Genomic DNA, 16,252 nt, shown 5'->3' on the forward strand with positions numbered 1-16,252 from the left:
TGAGGTCTGGTCGCGGAGATGCGGTCAGGGGAGAAGGCCGCCGTCCACCACCAGCACCTGGCCGGTGATGTACGCGGCCGAAGGAGAGGCGAGGAAGACGACGGCGGCAGCGGTCTCCTCGGGGCGCCCGGCGCGGCCGAGCGGGACGGCGGACACCAGGCGTTCCCGTGCTGCCGGGTCCATCGCGCGGAGCATGTCGGTCTCGGTGAACCCGGGAGCGACGACGTTGACGCGGATCCCGCGGCCCGCCACCTCGCGCGCGAGTCCCCGGCCCAGCGCCGCGACGCCGCCCTTGCTCGCGCTGTAGTTCAACTGGCCGGGAACTCCGGACACACCGCTCGTCGAGCCGATCAGGACGACGGCCCCGCCCTCGCGGTACATGCACTTCACGGCCTCCCTGCAGGTCAGAAAGGCCCCTGTCAGGTTCGTCCGCACGACGTGCTCCCACTTCTGCACGCTCATCGTGGCGAGGTAACCGTCGTCCGTGATACCGCTGTTGGCCACCGCGACGTCGACCTTCCCCCACCGGGAACGCGCCGTGTGGAACATGGCCCGGACATCGGACTCCTCGGCGACATCGCCGCGGACGACGATGGCCCGCCGGCCCATCGAGGTGATCTCCGTGGCGACCGCCTCGGCCGCGTCCGTGCGGGTGTGGTGGTGGACCGCGACGTCATGACCGGCCCGCGCCAGGGCGAGCGCACACGCACGGCCGATACCGCGGGACGCACCGGTCACCAGGGCCACCGGAGCGGCGGAGGCGGGGGATCGGGCCGTCATGACTCCACCGCCCGGGTGCCCCGCAACGGCGCCGGCCGGTTGCCGGGTGAACCGGCCAGCCGTCGGGTCAAGGCGGCCAGGGACGCGGGGGAGTCCACGACAGGCAACTGCGGCGTCCCCGGCATATGACGGGCCAGTCCCACGAGGACCCGCCCGGGGCCGATGGCCACCACCGGCTCCGGCCTGTCCAGCAGGACACCGGTCACCTCCCGCCAGCGCACCGGTTCGCACAGGCCCCGCACCAGGTCGGCACGGATCTCGGATGCCTCGCAGGACGGCCGGCCCCGGGAAGGCAGCCCCACCGGAACCCGCGGGGCATGGACGGTGACCGCCGCGACGGCTTCGCTCCACCGCTCCCGCACCGGCTCCATCAGCCTGCTGTGAAAGGCGTGCGAGACGTCCACCGCCTTCGCGCGACGGCCGACCAGATCGGAGAACTCCTCCACGCGGTGCCGGTCACCGGACACGACGAACTGCCGGGGGGAGTTGTCCGCGGCCACGTTGAGCCCCATCCGGACGGACCGGGCCATGAGGGCCACCCGCTCCCCGCCGCCCGCGGTGACGGCGCACATCGCCCCGTCCCCGGGAGCCGAAGCCATCAGCAGTCCGCGCTGCCGGGCCAGCGCCACGGCGCCGCCGAAGGTGAGGCTGCCGGCGGCGACGCAGGCACTGAGGGTGCCCACGCTGTGCCCGGCCACCGCGGAGGGCGTCAGGCCCTCGGCCTCCAGCCCCCTCCAGATGGCCACCGATGCGGTCACCAGTGCCGGTTGCGCGTTCTCGGTGGCCCGCAGTTCCTCCGCACTGCTGTCCCAGCACAGGCGACGCATGGGTATACCGAGTACGTCACTCGCCTCGTCGAAACAGGCGGCGGATTCGGGGTAGGCGGCGGCCATCGCTCTGCCCATCCGGACGGCCTGGCTGCCCTGCCCGGGAAACAACGGGGATACCGCGAAGCCCGGTTCTCTTTCCTGGTTCATGGCGCATCGCGCCCTTCCTGCGCCTGCCGACACAGTCGCCTCGTCGCTCGGCCGAAGAATTCCGTGCGCCGGCTCCGTTGGTGGAGCCGGCGGCTTGTTCGGCCACGCTATGGAGGCAAATGCCAAACGCAGGATAGAAGGGTATTAACGCTCGCCAATCACAGAATTGATCTTGCGCCGGGCTCTTGTGAGTCGGTTTCGTAGCCCCCTCCGCAATCGCTTACCGCACTGCAATGGAGACCGCGTACCGCGTATCGGGCCCATGTCGCCATAAGACGTGAAGCAATTCTTCATCCGAAGGTGATATTGCGCGGCTCGTCCTCCGGAGTCGAAGACCGCCGAGGTTCTTGCGGAAATCCTTATGGGCCCGTCGGTGCCCACCGAATGCGCCCGCGGCCAGCCCCCCACCCCGCATGCCCGCGGCCGGGAATCAGGAACTCGTGAGGATGACGAGTTGCCGGGTCGCGCGGGTCATCGCGACATAGCGGTCGACCGCGCCTTCGATGCCCTCACCGAACGCCTCGGGGTCGACGAGGACGACCAGGTCGAACTCCAGCCCCTTCGACAGCTCCGGGGTCAGCGACCGGACGCGGGAGGTCGCGCGGAGCGCTCCGGCCTCGATGTCACCGGTTCCGATGACGCAGGCGGTCCCGTCGGCATGCGCGGCGAGCCAGCCGTCGAGGACCGAGTCCAGATCCGAGAGCGACCCATGGCGGACGGGGGTGTCGCTGCTGCGAACGGAGGTGGGCACGTTGGCGTCCGGGAGCACGGCCCGGATGACCGGCTCGGCTTCCGCCATGATCTCTTCCGGCGTCCGGTAATTGATGCTCAGCGAGGCCACGTTGATCCGGTCGAGCCCGACCCGCTTCAGCCGTTCCTCCCACGACTCCGTGAACCCGTGCCTGGCCTGGGCGCGGTCCCCGACGATGGTGAAGCTCCTGGACGGGCAGCGGAGCAGCAGCATCTGCCACTCCGCGTCGGTCAGTTCCTGCGCCTCGTCCACGACGATGTGCGCGAACGGGCCCGCGAGCAGGTCCGGTTCGCTACCGGGCAGTGCGCTCTCGTCGATGAGGCTGTCCTGCAGATCCCTGCCGCGCAGCATCGTCACCGCGCCTTCGCCGTCGGCGTCGGCTGCGACCACGTCGTCGATGACGCGGGCCATGCGCTCGCGTTCCGCCGCCACGGAGGCCGCGTGCCGCCGCTTGCGCCGGGACGTCTCCGGGTCACCGAGCCGCTGCCGCGCCGCGTCCAGGAGCGGCAGGTCGGACACCGTCCAGGCCCGGGCGTCCTCGCGCTGCAGCTTCCGGACGTCCTCGCGGCAGAGCCAGGGCGCGCACAGCCGCAGGTAGGCGGGTACCGTCCACAGGTCTCCGACGAGGTCGGCGGCTTCGAGCATCGGCCACGCGCGGTTGAGGGTGGTGACCAGTTCCTCGTCGTGCAGGAGCGAGCGCCGGAACAGATCGGGTGACACGTCGTCGCCGTCGTGCTTGTCCAGCAGGATCGAGACCAGTTCTTCCCAGATCTGCTCGCGCGCTTCGTTGTGCGGACTACCCGGTTCTGCCGCTTGGAACGCCTCGGCCCAGTCGTCGGCGCTGAGCCAGACGTCCGACCAGGAGGTCGTGACCGTCATCCCCTTGGTGGGCGGCTCCTCGTAGATGCTGACGGCCTTCTCGATCGCCTTCACCATGTTCGCGGACGACTTCAGGAGTGCGACGTCCGGGTCCGGCTCCTCTCCCGCTCCGGCTCCCTCGGCGACCAGGTCGCGCACGGTGCAGGTCTGCACGCCCTCCTCTCCGAGGCTGGGGAGGACATCGGCGACGTAGGCGAGGTAGGGCTGGTGCGGACCGACGAAGAGCACGCCGCCCCGACGCTGCCCCAGGCGAGGGTCGGAGTAGAGCAGGTAGGCGGAGCGGTGCAGAGCGACCACGGTCTTTCCCGTGCCGGGACCGCCGTCGACGACGAGAGCCCCGCGGGAGCCCGCGCGCACGATGGCGTCCTGGTCGGCCTGGATGGTGGCCAGCACGTCCCGCATCCGGTCCGACCGGTTGGCGCCCAGGCCGGCGATGAAGGCGGACTGGTCATCGAGCGCGGCGTGCCCGTCGAGCCCGTCGGCGGTGAACACCTCGTCCCAGTAGTCGCTGATCAGGCCGCGGGTCCAGCGATACCTGCGGCGGCTCGCCAGACCCATCGGGTGGGCGTGGGTCGCCGCGAAGAACGGCTCGGCGGCCGGCGAGCGCCAGTCGACCAGCAGCCGGCGTCCCACGCTGTCGGTGAGGCCGAGCCGTCCGATGTACATGGGCTCGGCGCTGTCCGCGTCGACGATGTGTCCCAGGCACAGGTCCAAACCGAAGCGGCGCAGGGCGCGCAGACGACCGGTCAGGCGATGGATCTCCAGATCCCGCTCCATGGCCTCCCGGCCGACGCCGCCGGGTGCCCTGCGTTCGGCGTCCAGGCGGTCGGACAGTTCGGCGATCGTCTGCTCAAGGCTCTCCGCGATGGCCGCGAAATGCCGCTCGTCGTCGGCGATCAGGATCGGGTCGGCCTTGGGGGAGAGGCGGTCGGGAAGGTCGAACGCGCTGGTGGTCACGGGGTTCATGTCAGCGGCTCCGCTCTGCGGTGGCGCCTGCGAAGTCCGTCGGGCGCCCCTGCGCCGCGGCGCCGAGTGCCCGCAGCCGCAGCGTCGCCCCGACCAGCGGTTCGACGCCACCGCACAACCCAAAAATCGACAACAGCACACGCACTTCGTGAATCTCCGATTTCCGCAGGTTCTGGCTTTGGCCAGCGATTCTGCAGCACGACCAGGGCCTTGCCACAAGCCCCCCTGTGCGCTATACGTTGAGAATGGAAAGGAGTGGGTACTCCCCTTTCCCTCACCGTCCGATCCGGACGGACACCCTTCGCATCGCCTTCTCGCTTCCTCTCTCGCCCCCTTCTCGCCTCCTGCTCACCAAGCGGCAGAGCTCGCCGCATACGGCGCATCACGGCGCACGGGAACGGGCCACGTACGGGCGCACGCGTACGGGCGCACGCGTACGGGCGCACATGTACGGGAGAAGCGCGCCCGAGCCGCAGGTCCCCACCCCTCAAGCCATCACCGCCCCGCCAACCGGCCCATCCGGCTCGCAGCCCGGCCGCATCGGCGATGTGCTGGGGGGATGGGAGCGAAGACCGCCGATGTGCCGCCGGGGGCCTCCAAACGGGCCGGGGTCTTCCTCGCGGCCTCCATCGCGCTGTTCTGCATTCAGCTGGACTTCTTCGCGCTGAACCTGGCGATCCCCGGTATCGCCGCCGAACTGCGGGTGACCGTCTCCGCCGCCCAGTGGGCACTGTCCGCCTACATGCTCGCCATCGGCTGCCTGTTCATCGTCGGAGGGCGTCTGGGTGACCTCCTCGGCCGCCGCCCGGTCCTGCTCACCGGCATCGCGCTGTTCGCGGCCGCCTCCGTGGGCTGCGCGCTCGCCGGCAGCCTCGGCGTGCTGGTAGGGGCCCGCATCGCCCAGGGCGTCGGTGCGGCGCTGATCTTTCCGGGCTCCGTCTCCGTGATCACCAACGCCTTCCCCGACGCCACCAGGGCCCGCGCGCTCGGGGCCATGTTCGCCATCGCCAACGTGGGCACCGCGCTCGGGCCGTTCGTCGGCGGAGGCTTCACCGACGGTCCCGGCTGGCGGTGGATCTTCTGGCTGCTGGCGCCCCTGAGCGCCCTCGCGCTGCTGATCGCCCTGATGTACGTCCCCGACTCCCGCGACGACACCGCTTCCCGCCAGGTGGACCTGCCCGGCTGCCTCGCCGTCGTGACCGGCCTCGCCGCCCTGACGCTCGCCGTCGAACGCGGCAGCGCCTGGGGCTGGGACCACGCCCGCACCCTCACTCTGCTCGCCGTCGCCGTCGTGAGCGGCGCCCTCTTCGTGCTGCGCGAGCGCACCTGCCGCCACCCGCTGGTCGACTTCCGGCTGTTCCGCAACATCCCCTTCGACCTGATCACGCTCATGGGATCGGTCGCCAACATGGGCTATGCCGTCACCGTCTTCCTCGCCACCCTGCAACTCCAGCAGGAGCGCGGCCTGTCCGCCCTGCTCGCCGGGACCGTGTTCCTCGCGCCGGCGCTCATGGTGGCCTGCTCCGGCCCGCTGGGCCCCTGGCTCGCGACCCGGTTGCGCCCCACCACCGTGATGGTCCTCGCCGGGGCGGTCGCAGGCACCGGCATGATCGGTATGAGTCTGGTGTGGGCGTGGTGGCTCTATATCCCGGTCTTCACCTGGTGCGCCCTCGGCCTCGGCCTCGGCTGGACCTTCGCCAGCGTCGCGACGCAGCAGGTCATCGCGCCCGCCCGCGCCGGGGAAGCCTCCGGTGTCGTCCTCACCGCCCTCGTCGTCCTCGGGGCGATCGCGCTGGCCGCCACCGCGGCGGCGATCACCGCCCTCACCCCGGAAACCGGTCCGGAGGATGCCTACGACGCCATCCTGCGCACCGGCGGGGCGATCAGCCTCGCGGCCGCGGCCCTAGTGCTGCTGATCAGCCGCCGACTGGGCGTCCGAGGCGCACACCAGGACGAACGGCTTGCGGGGGGCCTTGGGGCAGGCTGAGGGCCGCACGGCCGCTGTCACCAAGTGAGAGTGAGCACCGCCACCCCCCGTCTGGATCGTCGACGCACTCGGCCGCCGCGGCGTCACAAGTGCATTCAGAGGCAGGGGAGTTCGTCCTCTCTCAAGCTGCCCGCTTGCGGCGACCGCTCCCCTCGGGCGTTCCGTTCGGATCGCCGAACCCTGGGTGTGTGAGCGCGCTCCTCACGTGAGGCGGCACCTTCGACAGCTTCTGTAACCTGGCGCCCACCGTGTGCCGAGGGGGCTGACCGTGGAGAACCTTCTGTCCGTGGCCATCGGGGCCGGTTTGGGCCTCATAGGGGCCGTGTTCGGTTCCTGGTTCACCGCGCGCAGGCAGGACCGCATGTGGCTCCGCGAACAGAAGCTCAAAGCCGGGGTTGGCTTCAACACGGCTGTCAGTCATCTGTTCGACTATCTTCGGGAAGCGCGGTTGGGTGACGACGGTGCCGGGGCCAACGAGTTGGTGGACCGGATGCAGGAAGCGCGGTCAGCTCTCTACCTGCTGTGCGCAGGCGAAACCGTCGATCTCGCTGATGCGCTCGCGCGGCGGGTCTGGAACACCCTGCCCACCGACGGCAGGGACGATCGCAAGGCCGATCACAGAGAGACACTGGAGCTCCTCCGTCGCTTCACCCAGCAGCTCCGGCGAGAGATCGTCAGATCGTAGTCTCCACTGAGTCATCGGGCGGAGCAGAGGGGTGTGCCGTTTCCCCGGGAGGTGCACCCGCCGCGACCTGTCCGGCACTTCGAGAAGGCGCATCGGCCGCGGATCCCCTTCAGAAGACCGAACTCTCGGTGCCGGGGCCAGGGCCTCGCAGCACATGCCGGTTGAGTGGATCGGGCGCTGCGTGGGCGGTCAGTGCCCGTAGGCGGGAGTGATGCTGCGCCACGGTGCCGGGCCGTGGGCCCGGCGAGATGTCGGCGACCATGCGGTAGGAACCGCGGTGGTCGGCACGCAGTCGAAAGGTCAGGTACCAGATCTCCGTGCCGGGCAGGCAGGTGAGCAAGCCGGCGGCGAGGTGGTCGCGGTCCGTGAGCCCCTCGGCGAGCAGCAGTACCTGACGGGTTGCACGATGGCCGCGCCACAGGAAGGTCACCGCACGGTGCGCCGGCTCGTCATGGACGGCTTCGACCAAGGGAGTGCCCTCCCTCTCGGCGCATTCCCAGAACTCCGCGGTCAGCATGGTGCGTTCGGCGGGATCTGCCGTGGCCAGGCGAGCGGCGAGACGGGAGATGCGGGGGCTGGTGGCTCCGTGCGGCACCGGAAAGCGAGCGCCGCGCGGCGTCCCGCATGCGAGCGGGGCTTCGGGGCTCATCCGTCGCTTCCCCCGCCCGGCTCGGCGCCCGGCCGGTCGGCGCCGCGCACGCCGGGTGTGCAGGCCGTCGGGCCCGTTCGGCGCGGGCGCGGTGTTCGGTGCGGCCGGGGGAGGTGGTCTCGATGTGCCATCCGCGGAAGCTTTCCGGTCGGTGAGGAGTGCGGCGGTACGGGGCGCTGTCGGGTGTCCCGCCCGGCGCGCAGGCGTGGCGGGCGGGACGTGGCGGCGCGGGCGCTGTGCCACCGTGCGGTGGCGCGGCCTCAGCGGGCGAGGCGGATGCGGTGCAGCAGATCCTGGCCCTCGGGGCCGGAACCGGATTTCTCGACCACGTACGCCGTACCGTCGGCCACCTCGATGTGGTTGGGGTTGGCGCCGGTGGCCACCGTCTCGACGACGGCTCCCTTGCGCGGGTCGACGACCGTGACGGTGGCGGCCGTACGGTTTGCGGCCAGGACACGGCCCGAGCGACGGTCGACGGCGACGGACAGCGTGCCCGCCCCCGTCGGCACGGTCTTCGTGACGGCTCCCTTGCGCAGGTCGATGACCGAGACGGTGCCGGCGGTCTGGTCCGCCGAGTAAGCGGTACGGCCGTCCTTGGAGAGTGCGACCGAGATCGGGCCGTCACCTGCCGGGATGAGGCGCGGGTCCTCGGCATGCGGGGCGACCTCGATGATGCGGTCGCCCGCGAGGTCGGTGGCGTAGGCGGTCCCGGTGCGCTCGTCGACCGTTATGCCGGCGGGGCTCGCGCCCTCGACCGTGGTGCGCTTCTTCTCCTTGAAGCTACGGGTGTCGAAGGCGACGATGCTGCCGTCGCCGAAGCCGCTCGCCCACGCCAGGTTGTGCTTCTCGTCGACCACGACCTCGCGGGCGTGCTTCACGCCGGGAAGGGTGGCGAGGTGCTTGCCGGTGCGCTGGCTGTAGACGGCGACCGAGTCGTTGCGGGTGTTCGTCGTCCAGACGGTGTTGTGCTCATCGTCGACGGCGACGCCGTAGACCGCCTCGACGGCGCCGGTCGCCGGGTCGGTGACCGGCGGCGTGTAGGTCGCCTCGGCCTTCAGGGTGCGCGGATCGACCTTCACCAGGCGGGAGTTGGTGACGGGCGGACGACCGACGGAGGAGGTTGCCCACAGCACATGGTTCCGCTCGGAGTACGCGGACTGGTACAGGCCCGTCACGAGGGGCGCGGAGTCCGCGGCCGGGGCGGAGTGGTGGCCTGCCTCCGCGGACGCGCTGCCGGCGAGGGCCAGGGTGCTGCCTGCGGCGAGGGCCACGGCGATCGCGGAGGCGCGCCGGATGCGGCGGGTGAGTGCGGTCATGCTGCGTCAGTCTCCTTGAGGAAGCCGCCCCTGGGAGAGGCGATCAGGAGCTAAGTTAGCTTAGCCTTACCTAACTTTTGTACTTTCAGTTATGTGGCGTGCGCCACAATCATGCGCCTAGTGGGGATGGTTGGGGGATCCCCGCCTTCTGTCTCCCGGAGGGCTCGGGGAGCTGTTTGTCCCCTCTGCGTGCGCCCGGCGCCCCTGTCGGGAGGGTGGCGCCCACCTCCTTCAAGGTAAGGTCACCCTAAGTTGACCCTCGCTTCGTTCGGAGTCGCTCCGCATGCCCATGTCCGTGCCCCCCGTGGCCACCCTCCGCCGTCCTCCCCGGATGGCGCGCCCGCACCCGGTGCCGCGCCTCGTGGAATCCGGCTGGACGCCGCCCGCGCCGGGCGATACCGAGGAGTTCTGGGCCGATGTGCGCCGCCGCGGCACCCCGCTCGTGCTGCTCGACCCCGAAGGCAGCGCCGAACACGCGGCGGTGACCTATCTGTGGCGCGGTGGCCCCGGGACGCGTGCCGTGCAAGTGCTGCCGAACAAGCTGGGTGACCCGCGGGCGCCCGGGGACAACCTCATGGAGCAGGCGCCCGGCACCGACGTCTGGCACTGGACGATCCGCCTGCGGCGCGACTGGCGCGGCACATACGACTTCTTCGTCGACGAGGGTGACGGCCCCGATTCCGACAGCCCCGGGTACTTCCCGTGGCTGCGTACCCAGCGTCGCACCGACCCCTACAACTCCCGCACGCTGTCCCGTCGTTGGGACGGCGACCCGGTGTCGTACGCCGCTCTGGCCGGGGCGCCGGACGGGGCGGTCTGGGAGCCGCGGCAAGGGGTGGCACGTGGGCACGTCAGCGAGCACCAGGTGGCGAGCGCGCACCTCGGTGCGCAACGGCGCGTCTGGCTCTACGAGCCCGCTCCGACCGCGACCGCGACCGCGAGGAATCCGGGGAAGCTGCCCGTCCTCGTCCTGCTCGACGGTGAGCACTGGCAGCCGCAGCTCGGCATCGCGCACCTGCTCGACAACCTCATCGCCGACGGCCGGATCCCGCCGCTCGCCGTCGTCCTGCCCGATTCCGTGGACGCCGGCACCCGGTGGTCGGAGCTGGCCTGCCGTCCGGAGTTCGTCTCCTTCCTGGCGGAGGAGCTGCTGCCGTGGACGGCCGAACGGCTGCCGATCACCGACGATCCCGCGTGCACGGTCGTGGCAGGACAGAGTCTCGGCGGACTCACCGCCGCCTATGCGGCGTTCTCGGCTCCGCACCGCTTCGGCAACGTACTGGCCCAGTCGGGATCGTTCTGGTGGCCGGATGGGCCCGACGCGGAGTGGCTGACCGGTCGTCTGGCCGAGGCCCCACGGCTGCCCGTGCGGTTCTGGCTCTCCTTCGGCGAGCAGGAATGGGTGGCGCTCCCCGCTGCCCGGCGGCTGCGGGAGACCCTTGCCGCCGCGGGCTACGACGACGCCGTCTACCGCGAGTTCAACGGCGGACACGACTACCTGTGCTGGCGCACCGAACTGGCCGACGGCCTGGTGGACCTGCTGTCCCACGGCTGAGGCCCCTCCCGGCCCGCGCCCTCACCGGCGCACCGCGCAGGCTGCGGTGTAACCCTCCGGGACCTGGATGTCCTCGATCCGCCAGCCGGAGGGTTCGGCAGGGTGCGTGCCCGTGCCCAGGTGCAGGGCGCGCAGGGCCTCGTTGGAGACGCCCTCTCCGGTCGCCTTGAGGCGGGCTTCCTTGCGCGTCCAGCAGCGGGCGAAGGCCGAAGCGCGGGAGGCGGCGGGCAGGGCGGCCAACTCGTCCTGCTCCGAGGGGTGCAGAGCACTCGCCACGTCCTCGGCCATCTGTCGGGTGGGGACCCGCTCGATGTCCACGCCCACCGGACGGGCCGCCACGCCCAGGAGGGCCAGCCCGCCCGAGTGGGAGAGGGAGAAGTGCACCGTGGCGCCCCGCGGACCGGTGACGGCGGGGCGGCCGTGCGGGCCGCCGCACCCTGGGCACGGCAGCCGGGTCAGGGCTACCCGGGCCGGTGCCGTGCCCAGGTACCCGCCCAGCACGCGACGCAGCGCCGTGTGCGCGGCGACGTACAGCGCACGGTCGGCGGGCCGGTGCAGCGCCGCCGCCCGGTCGCGCTCACCCTCGTCCAGCACGGACAGGTCGAGCCCCTCGCCCGGCTTCGGTGCCGTGACGAGCCACAGGTGGGGCCCCTGCGCCGGATCGGGCACTACGTGCGGCGACGACGGCCGCCATGCCCGGGGCACGGCGGCCGTCCCGCTCACGGGGTACCCGCCGTCACCCGCTGCACGCAGGCGTCGTGCGGGGCAGGCCCGAAGCGGGGGTTCCAGCCGTGCGGCGGGATCTGCCAGGCCGGCCACAGGGAGAGCTGCTCCTGCGCGTTCTCCAGCACCAGGTGGGTGTCGTGGCCTTCCGGCCCCGGTTCGAACGGACCGGACCACGGCGTCATGAGTCGAGCTCCTTGAGGCGGGCCGCCAGGACGGCGGCGATCTCGTCGAGTTGCCGGTCCTGCATCAGCTGCGGATGGGTGCAGTCCAGATCGAGGTTCGCGATCGTGCCCGTCACATGCGGTTGCCACGCCTCGCGGGTGAGCCAGTCCTCGGCGCGCGGAGCCGCGGCCGTGAAGAACAGCAGATCGCCGGCGAAGGCCCGGTGCCGGTGTTCGCGCATCATGCGCGCGTGGTTGGGCACGATGTCCACGATCTTCGACAGGGTGTGCTCGGACAGCCCGGCCAGTGGGCTGCCGGCCCGGCGCAGCGTGGCCAGGACGTCGTCGCGGGTGCGTTCGCCGGTGCGGTCGAAGCCCGCCATGCGCAGCACGGCGGTGAGTGCGTCGCCCTCCTCCGGTGCGGGCCGCCCCCGCCACTGCTCGGCGGGGAACGCGTCGAGCAGCGCCAGCAGTTCGACCTCCTCGCCCTCCTCCTGGAGGCGGACGGCGACGGTGTGCGCGAGGACGCCGCCGACGGACCAGCCCAACAGCCGGTACGGTCCGTGCGCCTGGACGGTACGCAGATGGCGGACGTAGTCGGCGGCCTGCTCCTCCAGAGCGCGCGGCAGCGGTTCGTCGCGGACCAGGCCACGCGCCTGGACGCCGTGGACGGGCTGATCGGGCCCCAGGCGGGCGGCCAGTCCGGCGTAACACCAGGCCATTCCGCCGGCCGGGTGGAAGGTGAACAGCGTGGGCTGCTCGTTCCCGGTCCCGGCGCGCAGGGGCAGCACGACGTCCAGGGCGTCCCCGGACGCCGGGCCGGAGCCGTCGAGGCGGTCGGCGAGCGCCGCGGGGGTCGGTGCCTCGAAGAGCGAGCCGATCGTCAGCTCGGCGCCGAACTCCTCGCGGACGCGGGCCACCAGCCGCACGGCCAGCAGGGACGTGCCGCCCAGGTCGAAGAACGCGTCGTCGGGGCCCGCCGATTCGAGTCCGAGCACCTCGGCGAAGAGCCGTGTCAGTGCCTCCTCCCGGGGGCCGGCCGGGCGACGGGAGCCACCACCGCCGGCGAAGACCGGGGCAGGCAGCGCCCGGCGGTCCAGCTTGCCGTTCGGGCTGAGCGGGAAGGCGTCGAGGGCGATGACGGCCGCGGGCACCATGTGCTCAGGCAGCACGCGCCCCAGTCCGGCCCGTACGGCCGCGGGGTCCGCGCCTCCCGTCACATAACCGATGAGCCGTTGCTCGCCGGAAGGGTCGGTGTGCACCAGCGCGCAGGCGCCGTCCACCGCGTCGTGTGCCGCCAACGCGGCCTCGATCTCACCCGGTTCGATGCGCTGGCCGCGCAACTTCACCTGGTGGTCGGTGCGGCCGAGGTACTCGACCTCGCCCCGCTCCGTCCAGCGCGCCAGGTCGCCGGTTCGGTACATACGGCTGCCGGGCGGGCCGAACGGGTCGGCGACGAACCGGGTGGCGGTGAGATCGGGGCGGTTCAGATACCCCTCGGCAAGCTGCCGGCCTGCCAGGTACAGCTCGCCGGGCACACCCGGCGGGCAGGGCCGGAGCGCCGCGTCCAGCACGTAAAGGCGGGTGTTCCACACCGGCTGCCCGATCGGCACCGCGCCGGTCCCGTCCGGGGTGCAGGTGTGGTGGCTGACGTCGACGGCGGCCTCGGTCGGGCCGTACAGGTTGTGCAGGCCGACGCCGGGCAGCTCCCGAGCGAAAGCGCGCGCGGTGTCGCGGGGGAGGGCCTCGCCGCTGCAGAACACGTGGCGCAGCGTCCCGCATCCGGCCGCGTCCGCCCCGGCCAGGAAAACCTGGAGCATGGACGGTACGAAGTGGCAGGTGGTGACGGCCTGTTCGGTGATGAGCCGGGCCAGATACAGCGGGTCCTTGTGGCCGCCGGGCTCGGCGACGACCAGCGTCGCGCCCTCGCGCAGCGGCCAGAAGAACTCCCACACCGATACGTCGAACGACGAGGGCGTCTTCTGCAGTACCCGGTCGTCCGCCGTCAGCCGGTAGGTGTCCTGCATCCATCGCAGCCGGTTGTCGATCGCCCCGTGCGAGACGACAACGCCCTTGGGGCGGCCGGTGGATCCGGAGGTGTAGATGACGTACGCGGGGTGGGCGGGGGTGAGCGCCCGGCCCGGGTTGACGGCCGGGTAGGTGGTCAGATCGAGCCCGTCCAGGACGACGAGCGGTGTCGCGGTGTCCTGCGGCAGCCGTCCCGCCCGGTCGGTGACGGCGCACACCGGGGCGGCGTCGTCCAGCATGTAGCCGATCCGCTCGGCCGGGTAGTCGGGGTCGAGCGGCAGATACGCGGCTCCGGCCTTCACCACGGCGAGCAGGGCGATGACGAGGTCCGCCGAACGCGGCAGGGAGACCGCGACCACCGCGCCGGGCCCGGCGCCGAGTGTCTTCAGATGCCGGGCCAGCCGGTTGGCGCGGGCGCTCAGCTCGGCGTAGGTGAGAGAGGTCTCGCCGTACACCAGCGCCGTGGCGTCGGGGGTCCGGGCCGCGCGCGCCTCGATGGGACCGATCAGGGTCGTGGGCGGCAGATCTCGGTCGGTCCGGTTGAACTCGTCGACGACCAGGGCGAGTTCGGCGGGAGTGGCGATGCCGTGTGCGGCGAGGGGAGCGTGCGGGTCGCCGGTGGCCAGCCGGTCGAGCAGGTGCAGGAAGCGCTCTTGGTGGGCGGCGAGATCGGTGTCCTCATAGAGGGCCGGGTTACCGTCGTGGTCGATGCGCAGGCCGCGGCCGTCGGCACGGTCGTAGACATTGACGGTCAGATCGTCCACGGGGCCCGCCGAGAGGTTCCGGGCCCGTGCGGTCGCGCCGGCGAAGTCCACGCCGTAGTCGAACGGCATGATGTTCACGAGCGGCCCGACCAACGCCCGGCCCTCGCCGAGCAGTCCGAGATCGCGGCGGATGTCCTCGTAGCGGTAGCGCTGGTGCCGGCGGACCTGCCGGATGCCCAGCACCACCTGCCGGACCAGGCCGGCGAAGGTGGCCTCGGGGCCGACGGTCAGCCGCAGCGGCAGGACGTTCATGACCATGCCCGGCACGCGAAGGGCGGACGAGCCCATCCGGCCCATCATCGGCAGCCCGAGGACGACATCGGACTGTGCCGTCGCGCGGGAGGTGTAGAGGGCCTTGGCGGCGATCAGCACATCGGGCCAGGTCGCCCGGAGCCGGGCGGCGAGATCGCGTACCGCCTCCGTGGTCTCCTGCGGCAGGTAGGAGGTGCGGCGGCGGAAGGTGCGCGAAGGCAGTGCGTCGCGCCCGGCCAGCCGCGGGGTCTCGGGGCGGTCGGCGAAGGCCCCCGACCAGTGGGCGCGGTCGGCGGCGAAGTCAGCCGACGTCCGGTAGTCCGTGTCCTGCGAGACGAGTTCGGCGAGAGTGCCGAAGGAGCGCGGGCCGGGTCTCTCGCCCCGCACGAGCGCCGCGTACACCTCGGCGGTGCGGCGGACGAGGAGGGAGTAGCCGAACCCGTCCATCACGACATGATGGATGCGCTGGTACCACAGCCACCGCTCCTCGCCGACGCGGAACAGTGCGTGCCGGAAGAGCGGCGGGGCCGACAGGCTGACGGGCGCGTCGAGGTCGGCGCGCATCCACCGCTCGGCCGTCGTCACGGCGTCGGCCTCGGCGCGCAGATCCTGCACGGTCAGGGGGAGTTCGACCTCGTCCAGGATGTGCTGCCGCGGGCCGTCCGGGGTGTCCTCGATGCGTACGCGCAGGGCGTCGGCCTCGGTGGTCACCACCCGCAGGGCCTGCGCGAAGAGATCCGGGGCGATCGGTCCGTCGATCTCCAGGCACTCCGCGGTGTTCTGCGCGGGGCTGAGCGGGTCGAGGGCCTGGGCGTACCACATCCCCGACTGCGCGGCCGTCAGCGGCAGTTCGGTGTCGGGGGTGCCGGAGAGCGCCGGGGCGCCGCCGGTGAGCAGGACCGTCACGGGGTGACCCCCAGCAGCGGCGCCCATGCCTCGATGGCCGGGCGCTCGGCGAGGTCCACGAAGGTCGCCGCGACGCCGTGGTCGCGGCGCCAGCGCTCGACGAGCGCCATGATGCGGACGGAGTCCAGACCGTAGTCCACGAGATTCTCGTCGAGCGGAATGTCCGCGGGAGTCTCGCCGAGGGAGTCGGCGACATCGCTGCGGATCTGTTCCAGGGTGAGCGCCATGGCGGGTCGGTCCTCCGTGAAGAGCGCGTCGGTGGTGGTGACGACCGCGCAGCGGCCGGCGGCCCAGCGCAGCGCCATGTCGTGGTCGTCGCGGGAGAAGTCGGCGACGGCGTCGGCGACGACGAATGCCTGGATGTCGCGCATCCACGCGTCGCACGCGCTCATGAGCACGCCGATGTGCGCGTACACCCCGATGATCACCAGCTGGTCGCGGCCGGACTCGCGCAGCAGCGCTTCGAGTTCGGTGCGTACGAAGGCGCTGTACTTCCACTTGGTCAGGACCGTGTCACCGGCCTGCGGCGCGAGCGCCTCGGGCATGGCGAGGGCCTGCGGGTCGTCGGCGACTCCGGGGCCCCAGAAGTCCAGCTGCAGCCCTCGCTCCTCGGGCGTCTGCCCGCCGCGCTGGGCCGAGTAGACGACGGGCACGCCGAGGCCGCGGCACCGCTCCACCAGGTGTGTCGCGTTGCCGAGCATCCCGGTCAGGGGCTGCTCGTCGGGCGGGAAGGCGCCGAGGAAATGGTTTTGCAGGTCGTGGACGAGCAGTACGGCGCGCGCCGGGTCGGCCGTCCAGGCGACCCGGTTCGCCGGCAGCTCGTCCCCGGCCGGCAGGGGGTAGGGGGCAATGGCGGGAAGTGCCATGGGA

Annotated in this window: 12 protein-coding genes; 3 read left to right on the top strand and 9 right to left on the bottom strand. The window is 71.9% G+C overall.

What is annotated here, in order from left to right:
- Window positions 1–24: 24 nt before the first annotated feature.
- The 3 genes from QOM21_RS35425 to helR all read right to left on the bottom strand — a co-directional run bounded on the left by QOM21_RS35425 (window position 25) and on the right by helR (window position 4,353).
- Window positions 25–780, bottom strand: coding sequence for a 3-oxoacyl-ACP reductase family protein (locus tag QOM21_RS35425; RefSeq protein WP_407555190.1), 756 nt, complete (start codon window positions 778–780; stop codon window positions 25–27).
- Window positions 777–1,757: an ACP S-malonyltransferase gene (locus QOM21_RS35430; RefSeq protein WP_407555191.1), complete on the bottom strand. Its 981-nt coding sequence runs from the start codon at window positions 1,755–1,757 to the stop codon at window positions 777–779. The genes QOM21_RS35425 and QOM21_RS35430 overlap by 4 nt, the downstream gene beginning before the upstream one ends.
- Window positions 1,758–2,187: 430 nt before the next feature.
- Window positions 2,188–4,353 (bottom strand): RNA polymerase recycling motor ATPase HelR, encoded by a 2,166-nt coding sequence (gene helR / locus QOM21_RS35435; protein WP_407555192.1) that lies wholly within the window; start codon window positions 4,351–4,353, stop codon window positions 2,188–2,190.
- A gap of 559 nt (window positions 4,354–4,912) precedes the next feature.
- On the opposite strand from helR, the gene QOM21_RS35440 reads away from it, so the two are divergent.
- Together QOM21_RS35440 and QOM21_RS35445 are read left to right on the top strand one after the other, a co-directional pair.
- Window positions 4,913–6,340 (top strand): MFS transporter, encoded by a 1,428-nt coding sequence (locus QOM21_RS35440; protein ID WP_407555193.1) that lies wholly within the window; start codon window positions 4,913–4,915, stop codon window positions 6,338–6,340.
- A gap of 268 nt (window positions 6,341–6,608) precedes the next feature.
- A complete protein-coding gene (locus QOM21_RS35445) occupies window positions 6,609–7,025 on the top strand; it encodes a hypothetical protein (protein ID WP_407555194.1) in 417 nt (138 codons plus the stop codon).
- A gap of 109 nt (window positions 7,026–7,134) precedes the next feature.
- On the opposite strand, the gene QOM21_RS35450 is transcribed toward QOM21_RS35445, so the two are convergent.
- Complete coding sequence (locus QOM21_RS35450; RefSeq protein ID WP_407555195.1) at window positions 7,135–7,674, bottom strand: enterochelin esterase domain-containing protein; 540 nt, start codon at window positions 7,672–7,674, stop codon at window positions 7,135–7,137.
- Between the two features lie 260 nt (window positions 7,675–7,934).
- Window positions 7,935–8,990 carry a YncE family protein gene (locus QOM21_RS35455; RefSeq protein ID WP_407555196.1) on the bottom strand — a complete coding sequence of 352 codons (1,056 nt, stop codon included), beginning with the start codon at window positions 8,988–8,990 and terminating at the stop codon, window positions 7,935–7,937.
- 283 nt (window positions 8,991–9,273) lie between these two features.
- Here QOM21_RS35455 and fes point away from each other — a divergent pair, with 283 nt between their 5' ends.
- Entirely contained in the window at window positions 9,274–10,545 is a 1,272-nt protein-coding gene (gene fes, locus QOM21_RS35460) for an enterochelin esterase (RefSeq protein ID WP_407555197.1), read from the top strand.
- Window positions 10,546–10,566: 21 nt separating this feature from the next.
- Here fes and QOM21_RS35465 read toward each other — a convergent pair whose 3' ends face one another.
- The 4 genes from QOM21_RS35465 to QOM21_RS35480 all read right to left on the bottom strand — a co-directional run bounded on the left by QOM21_RS35465 (window position 10,567) and on the right by QOM21_RS35480 (window position 16,248).
- Entirely contained in the window at window positions 10,567–11,268 is a 702-nt protein-coding gene (locus QOM21_RS35465; protein ID WP_407555198.1) for a 4'-phosphopantetheinyl transferase family protein, read from the bottom strand.
- Complete coding sequence (locus tag QOM21_RS35470; protein ID WP_407555199.1) at window positions 11,265–11,453, bottom strand: MbtH family NRPS accessory protein; 189 nt, start codon at window positions 11,451–11,453, stop codon at window positions 11,265–11,267. Before QOM21_RS35470 ends, QOM21_RS35465 begins: the two co-directional genes overlap by 4 nt.
- Entirely contained in the window at window positions 11,450–15,298 is a 3,849-nt protein-coding gene (locus QOM21_RS35475) for an amino acid adenylation domain-containing protein (RefSeq protein WP_407555998.1), read from the bottom strand. Before QOM21_RS35475 ends, QOM21_RS35470 begins: the two co-directional genes overlap by 4 nt.
- 80 nt (window positions 15,299–15,378) lie before the next feature.
- Window positions 15,379–16,248, bottom strand: coding sequence for an isochorismatase family protein (locus tag QOM21_RS35480; protein WP_407555200.1), 870 nt, complete (start codon window positions 16,246–16,248; stop codon window positions 15,379–15,381).
- Window positions 16,249–16,252: the final 4 nt, after the last annotated feature.

Origin of the sequence: Streptomyces sp. Pv4-95 (assembly GCF_045782725.1) — a bacterium.
Taxonomy (GTDB): Bacteria; Actinomycetota; Actinomycetes; order Streptomycetales; family Streptomycetaceae; genus Streptomyces.

Excerpts from the sequence above, each read along its gene's own strand:
- QOM21_RS35425 (WP_407555190.1), bottom strand. The coding sequence starts at position 780 with ATGACGGCCCGATCCCCCGCCTCCGCCGCTCCGGTGGCCCTGGTGACC.
- QOM21_RS35430 (WP_407555191.1), bottom strand. The coding sequence starts at position 1,757 with ATGAACCAGGAAAGAGAACCGGGCTTCGCGGTATCCCCGTTGTTTCCC.
- helR (WP_407555192.1), bottom strand. The coding sequence starts at position 4,353 with ATGAACCCCGTGACCACCAGCGCGTTCGACCTTCCCGACCGCCTCTCC.
- QOM21_RS35440 (WP_407555193.1), top strand. The coding sequence starts at position 4,913 with ATGGGAGCGAAGACCGCCGATGTGCCGCCGGGGGCCTCCAAACGGGCC.
- QOM21_RS35450 (WP_407555195.1), bottom strand. The coding sequence starts at position 7,674 with ATGAGCCCCGAAGCCCCGCTCGCATGCGGGACGCCGCGCGGCGCTCGC.
- QOM21_RS35455 (WP_407555196.1), bottom strand. The coding sequence starts at position 8,990 with ATGACCGCACTCACCCGCCGCATCCGGCGCGCCTCCGCGATCGCCGTG.
- fes (WP_407555197.1), top strand. The coding sequence starts at position 9,274 with ATGCCCATGTCCGTGCCCCCCGTGGCCACCCTCCGCCGTCCTCCCCGG.
- QOM21_RS35470 (WP_407555199.1), bottom strand. The coding sequence starts at position 11,453 with ATGACGCCGTGGTCCGGTCCGTTCGAACCGGGGCCGGAAGGCCACGAC.
- QOM21_RS35475 (WP_407555998.1), bottom strand. The coding sequence starts at position 15,298 with ATGTGGTACGCCCAGGCCCTCGACCCGCTCAGCCCCGCGCAGAACACC.
- QOM21_RS35480 (WP_407555200.1), bottom strand. The coding sequence starts at position 16,248 with ATGGCACTTCCCGCCATTGCCCCCTACCCCCTGCCGGCCGGGGACGAG.